This window comes from Microcystis sp. LEGE 08355, assembly GCF_015207185.1.
In the GTDB taxonomy this organism is placed as follows: domain Bacteria; phylum Cyanobacteriota; class Cyanobacteriia; order Cyanobacteriales; family Microcystaceae; genus Microcystis; species Microcystis panniformis.
Window position 1 is genome coordinate 1 of the sequence record NZ_JADEXI010000095.1, and the last position, 11,591, is coordinate 11,591.

The following is an 11,591-nucleotide window of genomic DNA, read 5'->3' on the forward strand; positions in this document are numbered from 1 at the left end:
TGGTGTCTTTAACGTGATGGCACCACTCCGATTCCATCCCGAACTCGGTTGTGAAACTTCACCGTGGCCAAGATACTTGTCGGGTTGCCGACCGGGACAATAGCTCGATGCCAGGATTATTCTTTCCCACCCCTCAATCTCACCAGATTGGGGGGTTTGGTTTTTAGGAAAAATCAGAGGATTTTAAATCTAAACCTCGCTCAAATATTGTATCTATGGCTAACATTTCTCCATCGCTAGTCATAAATTTATGATCTTTGGTGGCTTGGATAGTTTGCCCATTTTCTAGGGTGTATTCAAAGACTTCTTGTAAACCTCGCTCGTGCCATTGAGAGATTGGTTGACTATAAACAAAACCATTTTTATCTACACTATAAACAGTGCAGTTAATTTCTTCGCTCACAATTTTAGCAATTGGTAATAATCCGTATTCCTCAGTTAAAATTAACGTCTCACCTCCCAGACAATATTCGGCAAAATTTACCATCTGTTCAAAGAGATTTTCAGCGATTCTTTTTTCCACACCATTTTTAGCAGCACCATCGATAAACATCTCCCTTTGTTTCTGCATTTCGGAGGCTTTTTTCTTACCCATTGCCCGACGCAATAGATCCGCTTCTCCTAGAGAATAACCGGCTAAATCCTGCGCCATTTTCATAATCTGTTCTTGATAGACTAAAACTGCGTAGGTTTCCTTAAGAATTGGTTCCAATAAAGGATGATCATAACGAATGGGTTCTCTACCGTGTTTTCTACCAATAAAGAGGGGAATTAATCCTGCATCTAAAGGACCGGGGCGATAGAGTGCTAGGATTGAAGATATGTCCTCAATACCCGATGGTTTTAACTCTTTAACGATCTGTTTCATCCCCGATGATTCTAACTGAAAAATACCTTCTAAATCCCCTTCTTCTAGTAATCCGTGGGTTTTGAGAATATCGGGAGGTAGTTTTTTATGTTCCCCTTTAGCACGAATTTGCAGGGCTTTTCTTTCGTCTAAAGGCAATTGATCAAGATCGATATCTATGCCCTGATTTTGTTTAATTAAATCGGCGGTTTTTTTCAAAGTGGTTAAATTTCTTAACCCTAAAAAGTCCATTTTTAACAATCCCAATGACTCTAAATCCTCCATGAAATATTGGGTAATTACCGCCCCATCATTATTTTTCTGGAGGGGAACCACTTCATCTAAAGGTTGGGAAGAAATGACGACTCCCGCGGCATGAACTCCGAAGGTTTTGTTAGTACCTTCGATACGAATTGCCATATCTAACCAATGACGCACATGGGGTTCCGTATCGTATCTTTCTTTAAATGCTGGTTCGGGAGTTTCATCGGAAATCATCACTTTTAAAGGTGTGGGTTTACCGCGAGAAACGGGAATCATTTTCGCCATTTTATCCGATTCAGCGTAGGGAATATCTAACACCCGCGCCACATCTTTTAGGACAGCTTTTGATGTCATGCGGTTAAAAGTAATGATTTGGGCAACATTAGCCTCCCCGTATTTTTCCGTGACGTATTGGATCATTTCATCCCGTCTCTCGATACAGAAATCCGTATCAATATCAGGCATAGATTTCCGTTCAGGATTGAGAAAACGCTCAAATAATAAACCGTGATGAACGGGATCAATATTGGTTATTTTTAAAGAATATGCTACCAAAGAACCCGCCGCAGAACCGCGTCCTGGACCGACGGGAATATCATGATCTCTAGCATATTTTATATAGTCCCAAACCACGAGAAAATAGGTAGAAAATCCCATTTTCTGTAACATTTTTAATTCGTATTCCAGCCTTTCTTTGTAAACAGGTTCAATCTCGTGACGAGAAGGACATTTTAATCTTTCTAGTAATCCTAACCAAGCAATTTCTTCTACATAACTATCAGCAGTATGTCCCGCAGGAACTGGATAATTGGGGAGTCTTGGTTCATTAAATATGTTATAGGGTTCAACTTTTTCTGCTACTTCTAAGGTGTTATTAATCGCTTCTTCAATCACATCTTCTGGCAGATGATCACGGAAAAGTAAACGCATTTCATCAGCAGATTTTAAGTATTCTGTGCCGCTATAACGGAGGCGTTTATCTTCAGTAATTAACTTGCCAGTTTGAATACAAAGTAAGGCATCATGTGCCTCTACATCGTAACAGGAAATAAAGTGAGAATCGTTAGTAGCGACTACTTTAATTCCTAATTCTTTAGCAATTTTAACTATTTCTACATTAACAATCCGATCTTCTTTAGAACCGTGGTCTTGAATTTCTAAATAAAAATCATCACCAAAAAGTTTTTTATACCATTTAGCAGTTTCCTTAGCGAGTTTCCTGTTATTAGCTAAAATTGCTTGGGGAATCTCTCCACCCAAGCAAGCACTGGTAACTATCAATCCTTCGTGGTATTGTTGGAGTAAATCTTTATTGATACAAGGACGAGCAAAAATGCCTTTACCTTGAATACCTTTCAGATTAGAAATAGTAGTTAATTTAACCAGATTTTTATAGCCTTGAGTATTTTTTGCTAAAACAACTTGATGATATTTTCGGTGGCGAAGATTGACTTCAATATCGCCATTAACTATATACATTTCGTTGCCAATAATTGGTTTTATTCCCTTATTACGGCAGGTTTTAATTAATTCGATCGCACCATACATGACTCCATGATCGGTTAAAGCGATCGCTGGTTGTCCTAATTCGATCGCTCGATCAATTAGTGACGGTAATTGGGAAGCACCATCAAGTAAGCTATAATCACTGTGAATATGTAAACCGACAAAAGACATAATTTTTTCAGAAAAAAGTGACAAGGAAAAAGAAAAAAAACTAGAATTTACTTACTTTTAATTTTCAGCAATTACAGTCTATTTTTAGGGTTGATTGAGAATCGTATAGGGGAAAAAACCTTGTTCTAAATTAAACCATTGTTCTCGCAGTTTCCGGTTATCATTGCTGCCGACAACAGTATCAACAAATTTTTTCCATTCGGGATCGTTTTTGGGTAAAATACAGCCATAAAGTTCGGTGGTAATCGGTTGACGGGGTAGTAGCACAAATTGTCGCAGATCCTGTCCTTGTTTAACGATTTCCCCCAGCAGAAGAATTCCATCACTAACCACTGCTTTAACTTCTCCCCTTTGTAATTTTGCCACTGCCTCACTTCGATCGCTGACAGCTTGCCAATTAGCCAGAGGATAGATATAACGAATAATACTATCGGTGGTGGTGTGGGGAATATAGGCGATCGCAACTGCCGCTAAAGTGTTATTAATATCTATTTTATCAACATTTTCCCTTTTAGTTAAAAATTGCGCTCCTGTCATAAAATATGGAATAGAAAAATTAACCTTTTCTAGTCTTTCTTCCGTAATTGTTGCCGCATTACAGGATAAATCTACTTGGACCTGTTCTACTTGCTGAAAACGATTATTAGTCGTCGCTTCTGTGAAGTTTATTGTAACCGGTTTACCTAATTCTTGTTCTAATCGACGTTGGACTAAGCGCATTAATTCCACTCCATAACCTGTCCATTGTCCCGTTTTCTCATCGATATAACTAAAGGGAGTAGCGTCTTTTCTGGCTGCCGCTTTTAATTCTCCCGTGCGAGCAATTCTTTGTAAAACTGTTTCTGCTAAGACTGATAAATGTAGGTTATTTATCAGTAAAAGACCTAGAAAAATCAACCCAAAGTTTTTAGACATATCAAGAAAGCAAGAAGGAGATAGGGAGAAAAAAGCTAACAACCGACCCACGATTAGCAAATGCTGCTATATTTTAACTACGATCCTCGAATAATCCACTCAAACGTTCTACTTCTGTTTGTGCTGTGTACATAGGAGTTCCAGCCAGAATTCCGGTAACATTGCGGAAAGGTTGACCGATGTGCATACCTTGATGATCGATAGAAAACTCACGAATATCCTTATCGTGCATAGAACCGCGCATTTTTAAAACAGTGATACCGCGGCGCATTTCTCCATACATTTCCACATAACGCAGCAGAATAATCGAATCAGTAATTGTAGAAATATGTGCTTCTGTAATCGAGGAACCTCCTAATAAAGTGGGAGTGGTGGAAGTAAATAATCCTCCCACCTCTTTTTGCTTAATAAAAGAAGTCAACCCGATAATAAATTCCCGAAATCCTTTCAGATTAGAAACCCTTTCTAAAGCAGATAAACTATCTACTGCCACTCGATTCGGTTGAAACTCCTCGATAATTTCCTTCATCATAATTAAATGATTTTCTAAACCCGTAGTTTCGGGATAACGGCAGACTACCTTTAATTTACCTTCCTTTTCCATGCGGTCATAATCCACACCCCAACCGGTAGCATTTCTAAATAACTGTTCTCGACTTTCCTCGAAGGCAAAAATTAAACATCTTTCCCCATTGGTTACTCCCCCAGCCATAAATTCTGTCACCATCAGGGTTTTTCCTGTTCCTGTGGCTCCCGAAACCAAAATAACCGAATCGCGGAAGAAACCACCCCCACACATTCTATCGAGTTCCAAGCTGCCAGAAGTAATGCGAATATTAGAGGATTTTTGTTCTAATTCAATGGCTGATAAAGGAATAATCACGGCCCCTTTATTGGGAATAATTGTAAAAGGAAATTCTCCTTTTTGGTGATCGGTTCCCCGATATTTTAAAATTTCGATCGTCCTTCTTCTTTTCTCATCGGTTAAAACGTTGCGTAAAATCACCACATTATCGGCCACAAACTCCTCCACCCCATAACGACTGATTTCGCCGTATTCTTGGGTTCTTTCTGCGGTCATAATCGCTGTTACTTCCAATTCTCGCAAAGCGGTTGCCAGACGAAAAAGATCACTTCTCACTTGAGCGCTATCACTTAAATGGCTAAAAATTGCGCCTAAAGAATCCATAGACACCCGTTTGGCTTTATTTTTGCGGATAGCAAATTCAATGCGAGCGATTAATGCGCCTAGGTCGTATTCTCCTGTCACCATCGGCTTTTCTTCCGGTTGGGGGGAAGCATCGACAAAGGCCCATTGGCGATTCTCCTCCCACTGCCGGATATTCCAACCAAAACCACCCATATTTTTTCTGAGTGCGTGGGGTGGCTCCTCAAAGGTGACAAAAACGCCATTTTCTCCATTTTTGATGCCTTCTGCGAGAAATTGACAGGCAAAGACCGTTTTAGCACTTCCTGCCGTCCCCGCTATCAAAGTTGCTCTTCCTTTCGGTAATCCCCCTTCCGAAAGAAAATCAAAGCCGGGGATTCCTGTTTCTAACTTCTCAATCAACTCTAGGGGATTATTTTGCGTCATTCTAAGTTCTCTATGAAAACGAGCCACTGTTTATTGTACCTATTTCAGTGACCAGTGATACCAGAAATTCATCCCTAGTTTGAGAGTTTGAGCATTGGTAATAAAATTTCCAAGACATAGTTTAAATGCCGGACAGCTTAACCCAAGAATAAATGGAAACTAGATAATACTAAATCCGTTGAGTAACGCACAGAAAACGGGTTTCTCCGAGAAACCCGTTTTCTACTCATGCAAAAGGCAAAACGGAGAATAAATAATCAGTTTTTAATAACTGGATTTAGTATAAGCAGGTAAATCTCGGCCACAATTAACCAAAACACCCCTAATAGTCAGAATTAAAGTTAAGTTTTGTATTTATAGCGTTTCTGATTCACAAGAGGTACATTCCCAATCCTGAAAAGCTTAATCAGCAAAGTTTTAAGTGTGCCGCACAGATGCGAGAACTGCTATAGTTGATTAATACTATTCTTGACAACTTTGAGAGAGTTTGGCTCTTCTGGTTTCTGTGTGGAAAGTAGGTCTATACTGATAGTTTATTCCGCAAAATAGTCCTAAAAGTTTTGCCCAATAAGCACTTCAGGATTCCATAAGCCAAAATTATCACACAAAGTCGAGAAGAGCCAGAGTTTAAGGTATAATCATAGTTATTTGATCTACTATGGAACATACAACCGATAATAATCAAAATCAGCAAGAAAGCGATAATCCAAGACAAAAAATAGCAAGAGATAATAAACCCGTGCTGAAGATTGATCCTAATAAAACCATACCCTACATACAGGAAGGAGCCAAACCGAAAAATAGATAAATTCTGTTTATTTCAGGGTTCCTTGAGATGCGCCATTATTTGACGCATCTCAAGGAAAAATCAAGTAAATTTCTCTAACTATAAAGGAACTTTAGTAATCCAATCTTGATACTTTGGTTCCTGATTGAGAACGATAGAACTTAACTTTTCTTTTAACTGATAAGTAATCGGTTTAGCATCAGGTAAAGAAAAAGTTTCAATCTTTTTAATCGGGGTAATTTTCGCCGCGGTGCCACTTAAAAACACCTCATCAGCGATAAATAACTCCGTCTTATCTACAGGTCTTTCAATCACCGGAATACCCAAATCCCGCGCGATAGTTAAAACACTATCTCTAGTAATCCCTTCTAGAATATCTTGGTCAAAACTAGGAGTAATTAGCTGACCATTTCTGATGATAAAAATATTCATTCCCGTCGCTTCACAGACTTTACCCTGAGAATTCATCAAAATTGCCTCATCAAACCCCGATTCTACCGCTTCCGTTTTTGCTAAAGCAGAAGTGATATAAGCGGCGCTAATTTTACCTCGCAACGGGAAACTTCTATCTTCTTGACGATACCAAGAACTAATCCGACAGTTAACCCCATCGGCTGCTAAATAATCATCCATTTCTAGACCATAGACTAGAAAATCCTTCTCGATACCATGCAATCGCGGGGCAATTCCCAACCCGGAACTATAGACAAGGGGACGAATATAAAAAGGTCGATTGCACTGATTATTTTTGACAAAATCGATAATTATTTGATAGATTTTATCGGCAGGAATCTCGTAATTAAGAAACTTAGCACTTTGACTTAAACGCTGACAATGACGTTCTAATCTAAATAATAATATCTGTCCGGGATTGCTAGGGTCGGGAGTACCTCTTAAACCCCCAAAAGCGGCAGTTCCATAGTGTAGTGCGTGGGTAGCAACGGATAATTTTGCCTCACTAAAAGGGATAAATTTATTCTCAAAATAGGCGAGAGGAAGGAAAGGAATTTCGGCGGTAATAGACATTTTTTTGTTGATTGAACCAAGAACTAAACGGGATTTACCCATGCAGAAAAATTTTGTTTCTGGCTATTAGAAGGATTTTCTACCCTGATAATTTCATAGCGAATCGTCTGCGGGGCAGCCAGTGGAACAGCAAGGGTTCGCAATTCATCGAGATGAAAGACTGTTATCTGAATAATATCACCTGCGCGGTAGTCTTTTAATCTTTCGTTTAACTGTTCCGCCGTCACCCGCAATCCATCGATAGCCAATAATTCATCATCAGCATTAATTCCCGCTTTTTGGCAAGGGGAACCCATCTCGACAAATTTAATTATTTCTTTACCCGCTTCACTCTGTACCCGCATTCCCAGATAAGGTATCGTCTCCCCATTGCCAACACCCCGCAGATAGAGTCCAAAGGGTTCAAGATATTGATTAAAGGGTAATTCTGCCAAACCGTCGATATAACGCTGGTAGAAGTCACTTAAATCCACTCCCGCGGCCGATTCGAGAATTGCCTGCAACTCCCCATCGGTATAACCAATCTCCTCTTTACCGAAATGTTGCCACATCGAGCGTAAAACATCATCGAGGGAACGACGGTTATCGGTGTGAGCACGAATTAGTAAATCCAGAAGCAGCGACAATAATTCCCCCTTGAGATAGTAGGAAATTTGACTATTATCGCTATTGCTATCCCGTCGGTAGAGTTTTATCCAGGCATCGAAACTCGCTTCGCCTAGAGGTTGGACAAGACGACCGGGTATATTGAGATAACGGGTTATTTCTTTGCTTAAAAGCTCTAAAAAAGTCTTACTATCGTATATTCCCGCCCGTAGAGGGATTATCATATCGTAATAACTGGTGGTTCCTTCGGCAAACCAGAGGGAAGAAGTATAATTTTCTGCATCATAATCGAAGCTTTCTAAAGCTTTTGGGCGAATACGCTTGATATTCCAGAGATGAAAGAACTCATGGGCGACTAATTGCAAAAAACGATGATATTTATCCTTATCTCGTAATCCCAAACGTGCATAGTTAAGGGTACAGGAATTTTTATGTTCTAGTCCCCCGTAACCGCTGGCCGAAAGATGTAGCAAAAAGAGATAATTATCATAAGGGAGTCCACCGAACATAGCCGACTCGGTTTGAATAATTTTAGTGGTATCGGCGATAATTTGACTAGGATTGGCGTTTCCCCGTCCCCAGATAGCTAATTGATGGGGTTTTCCCTCGACGACAAAATCGTATAACTGATGAATCCCCACCTCCACAGGACTGTCCACTAGGGTATCAAAATCGGGAACGTGAAAGGTGTTTTTCTGTCCGGGTAAAGATTTTAAGGCAGTGGTAACGCGCCAATCGCCATGGGGGGGGATAATTGTCAGAGTGAGGGGATGTTTTTGATAATCGGGGATATAGAAAAATAAAGCAGCCCCGTTGAAGTAACCGTGAGTATCATCGAGATGGTTGGTTCTGACGGTTAAATCGTGGGCAAAAACGCGATATTTGACGGTTATTTCTGAACTATTACCGGTGTCAATCTGCCAGTGATTTTTAGCAACTTTGCGACTGTTGAGGTTAACAGCTTGAAAATCTTGGACTAAACGGGAGTATTCCCGCACTAGATAGGAACCGGGAGTCCAAACCGGCATTTTTAGGTTTAAAATCGGAGCTTGCCAACCGGTAATCTGTAGAGTAACTTCAAAGAGGTGTGAAGTCGGTTCCGGCATAGCCACTTGATAGCTGAGACTTAAACGGGTTGAGGAGAGGGTAGTGGGGGAAATAAGACTGGTCATCGGCATTAAACAGGCTTTTAAGTTATTATAGCGGCAAGCTTTCGGCCAATTTCCCCAGTTTCGCCGCCAAAAATCCGATGGTTTTCCCAGATTTTACCTCTTGCACAATTAATTCTTGAGGGTTCAAAAACGGCAAAAATAAGGATTAAATCGCCTAAAATCTGTAAATAGACTATTTAATTGATTATTACTTATTCTTAATTCTCCTGACTACTGACTACTGGCTACTGGCTCCTAACCCTAACAACAATTTTTGATTTTTACAAGCGGTCTATTTTACCGAGCAGTTTTGGAACTGTAACCCTCGCAGGATTTGCGGGGGTTTTTTGCCGATTCAGCGTCTTTCTGCTGGGGGTGCGGGAGGAGCCACATCGGGGGGAGGAGTTACCGGTAGGGGAACCGAACGAGTTTCGGGAGCTGCCACAGTGACGGGAACGGTAATCGGTTCGGCTGCTGCGGGGGCCGTATTTTCAGGACTAGGAGCAGCGGCGCTGGTAGGAGCGACGGTAGTACGCCGACGACTAGAACGACGTTGGCTCGGTTCGCTAGTATTAGAACGAACGATAGTTTGCTCACGACTTACCCGAACCCGTCGCCGTCTGCGGATGGGTCCTTCGCTGGGGGAACCCTCATCGCTGCTGGCTAAACGATTGTTAGTAGTTTGGGTAAAGTAGGTACGTCGGGGTTTAATTGGTTCCGCTTTTAATGTCACTGGACGTTTGCCTAAATTCGGTTCTGGGAAACCTTGATAGGGAATATCCTTAATTGCTTCTAACATAAATTGTCGCCACATCCAAGCGGACATGGTACTGGCTCCATTGGTGGGTTTATTATTGTCATTACCGAGCCAAATTCCCGTGACTAATTGGGGAATATAACCGACAAACCAAAGGTCGCGAGCTTTATCAGAAGTGCCGGTTTTTCCTGCCACCGGACGACCGATTTGTGCGGGGGTTCCCGTTCCCGAATTAACCACATCCTGCAGCATCCAAGTCATCGTCGCTGCCGTGTTTTGATTGAGAGCAGTTTTCGGTTTAAAATTGGCTTGATAAATTACTTTACCATGGCGATCGAGTACCTGATTAATACCGTAAACTGGTTGATGCACACCATTATTAGCAAAGGTTCCGTAGGCGCTGGTCAATTCTAAAAGATTGACTTCCGAAGCACCCAAAGCCAAAGAATAAGTGGGTAAAAGTTTCGACTGGATCCCCATATCTTGAGCTAATTTAATCACCGGATTCCAACCCACAGCCACTAACACCTGAACTGCCACTACATTCAGGGAAGAAGTCAAAGCATCGCGCATGGACACCTCGCGGCCGCTATACTTATCGCCGTAGTTTTCCGGTTTATAACCATCCACCACATACTGTGCATCTTTATAATTAGAATAGGGGGATTTCCCCGCCGCAATCGCCGCCGCATAGACAAAAGGCTTAAAAGTAGATCCTGGCTGACGTTTTGCCTGTGTCACCCGATTGAATTGATTCTTATCGTGGTCAATTCCCCCGACCATAGCCTTAATTTGTCCATTTTTGGGGTCAATTGCCACTAAAGCCGCCTGTTGGAAGTGCTGCCACTTGCCATAACGAGAAACCGCTCTTTCTACCACTTCCTCCGCTTCGCTTTGCCAACGAGGATTAAGGGTAGTTTTTACCACCAATCCCCCCGCTTCTAGGGTTTTAGCGGGAACCAGTTGCGGCAGTTCTTTTTCCACATAATCGGTAAAATAGGCCGCTTGCCGTTGCAGACGTTTTAGGGGACTGGTTTTAATGCCTAGGGGAGATGCGATCGCCAGTTTTGCTTGAGCAGCAGTAATAAATCCCACCTCGGCCATAGTTTTGAGGACGATATTACGCCGTTCTAGGGCAGATTTGGGGTTTTCGAGGGGAGAATAGAGACTAGGAGCGGGAACAATGCCGGCAAGAGTGGCAGCTTCGGCTAGAGTTAATTTATCGACGGGTTTACTGAAATATAACCAAGCGGCATCGGCAAGACCGTAGGCCCCGGAACCGAGATAAACTAGGTGGAAATAACGCTCTAAAATCTGGTCTTTTGTATATTTATCTTCTATTTTCTGAGCGATACGCATTTCGCGTAATTTGCGATCAAAACTCCTTTCTTGGGATAAAAAGACAATCCGGGCCAATTGTTGGGTGATGGTGCTGCCTCCCTCCACCACTCCCCCGGCTCTCAGGTTAGAAAAAAGAGCGCGAGCAATACCCTGGCCATCAACTCCCCCGTGTTGGCGAAAACGGCGGTCTTCACTAGCGATAAAGGCCTCCTGTACCAGTGGGGGAACTTGGGCAATTTTCACGGTTTCGTAGGTACTAGGGCCATTTTGCTTGAGGATTTCCCCATTAGCGGCTTGAATGGTTAGGGTGCCAGGACGAGCATAGGTTTGTATATCGGCGATATTTTGCGGTAGAGAGGTTTCAAGGCGATAAATGCCCCAACCTACCCCCAAAAGTCCCCCTGTCACCCCTAATCCCAATCCCAAGTACAAGCCAAAGCGGGGATGTTGTCGCCATTGCGGTAAGGGAGAATTGTCGATCAGGGTAGTAAATTTGTTCTTTAGGGGTTTTAATGTCTCTAGAGCCTTGCTACTGCTTCGGGAGACTAAATTGACCTTTTTTTCTTCAGAAGCGGCTTCTACGGGCTTTAACCCCGCAACTGGCGCAGATTTGGAGTCTATAGGCT

Annotated in this window: 7 protein-coding genes and 1 rRNA gene; 2 read left to right on the top strand and 6 right to left on the bottom strand. The window is 41.9% G+C overall.

The window, feature by feature from the left end; all coding sequences use genetic code 11:
- Nucleotides 1–116, top strand: a 5S ribosomal RNA gene (gene rrf, locus IQ242_RS07160); the annotation flags it as partial.
- 47 nt (nt 117–163) lie between these two features.
- Here the strand turns inward: rrf and IQ242_RS07165 are convergent.
- The 3 genes from IQ242_RS07165 to kaiC form a co-directional block, all read right to left on the bottom strand.
- Nucleotides 164–2,788, bottom strand: a complete 2,625-nt coding sequence (locus IQ242_RS07165) for a DNA polymerase III subunit alpha (protein WP_193959491.1) — start codon at nt 2,786–2,788, stop codon at nt 164–166.
- An 84-nt stretch (nt 2,789–2,872) separates the two neighbouring features.
- Nucleotides 2,873–3,703 (bottom strand): amino acid ABC transporter substrate-binding protein, encoded by an 831-nt coding sequence (locus IQ242_RS07170; RefSeq protein ID WP_193959492.1) that lies wholly within the window; start codon nt 3,701–3,703, stop codon nt 2,873–2,875.
- Nucleotides 3,704–3,776: 73 nt separating this feature from the next.
- The gene (gene kaiC, locus IQ242_RS07175) at nt 3,777–5,297 is read right to left on the bottom strand and encodes a circadian clock protein KaiC (RefSeq protein ID WP_002744832.1); all 1,521 of its coding nucleotides are present in this window, start codon (nt 5,295–5,297) and stop codon (nt 3,777–3,779) included.
- Nucleotides 5,298–5,955: 658 nt separating this feature from the next.
- On the opposite strand from kaiC, the gene IQ242_RS07180 reads away from it, so the two are divergent.
- Nucleotides 5,956–6,105 (top strand): hypothetical protein, encoded by a 150-nt coding sequence (locus IQ242_RS07180; RefSeq protein ID WP_193959493.1) that lies wholly within the window; start codon nt 5,956–5,958, stop codon nt 6,103–6,105.
- Between the two features lie 78 nt (nt 6,106–6,183).
- Here the strand turns inward: IQ242_RS07180 and IQ242_RS07185 are convergent, their stop codons facing one another.
- From IQ242_RS07185 to IQ242_RS07195, 3 genes are all read right to left on the bottom strand, one after another.
- Entirely contained in the window at nt 6,184–7,110 is a 927-nt protein-coding gene (locus IQ242_RS07185; protein WP_193959494.1) for a branched-chain amino acid transaminase, read from the bottom strand.
- A 23-nt stretch (nt 7,111–7,133) separates the two neighbouring features.
- Complete coding sequence (locus IQ242_RS07190; protein WP_193959495.1) at nt 7,134–8,894, bottom strand: M61 family metallopeptidase; 1,761 nt, start codon at nt 8,892–8,894, stop codon at nt 7,134–7,136.
- A gap of 328 nt (nt 8,895–9,222) precedes the next feature.
- The coding region (locus IQ242_RS07195; RefSeq protein ID WP_193959496.1) for a transglycosylase domain-containing protein at nt 9,223–11,591 on the bottom strand (2,369 nt) is incomplete at its 5' end.

Excerpts from the sequence above, each read along its gene's own strand:
- IQ242_RS07165 (WP_193959491.1), bottom strand. The coding sequence starts at position 2,788 with ATGTCTTTTGTCGGTTTACATATTCACAGTGATTATAGCTTACTTGAT.
- IQ242_RS07170 (WP_193959492.1), bottom strand. The coding sequence starts at position 3,703 with ATGTCTAAAAACTTTGGGTTGATTTTTCTAGGTCTTTTACTGATAAAT.
- kaiC (WP_002744832.1), bottom strand. The coding sequence starts at position 5,297 with ATGACGCAAAATAATCCCCTAGAGTTGATTGAGAAGTTAGAAACAGGA.
- IQ242_RS07180 (WP_193959493.1), top strand. The coding sequence starts at position 5,956 with ATGGAACATACAACCGATAATAATCAAAATCAGCAAGAAAGCGATAAT.
- IQ242_RS07185 (WP_193959494.1), bottom strand. The coding sequence starts at position 7,110 with ATGTCTATTACCGCCGAAATTCCTTTCCTTCCTCTCGCCTATTTTGAG.
- IQ242_RS07190 (WP_193959495.1), bottom strand. The coding sequence starts at position 8,894 with ATGCCGATGACCAGTCTTATTTCCCCCACTACCCTCTCCTCAACCCGT.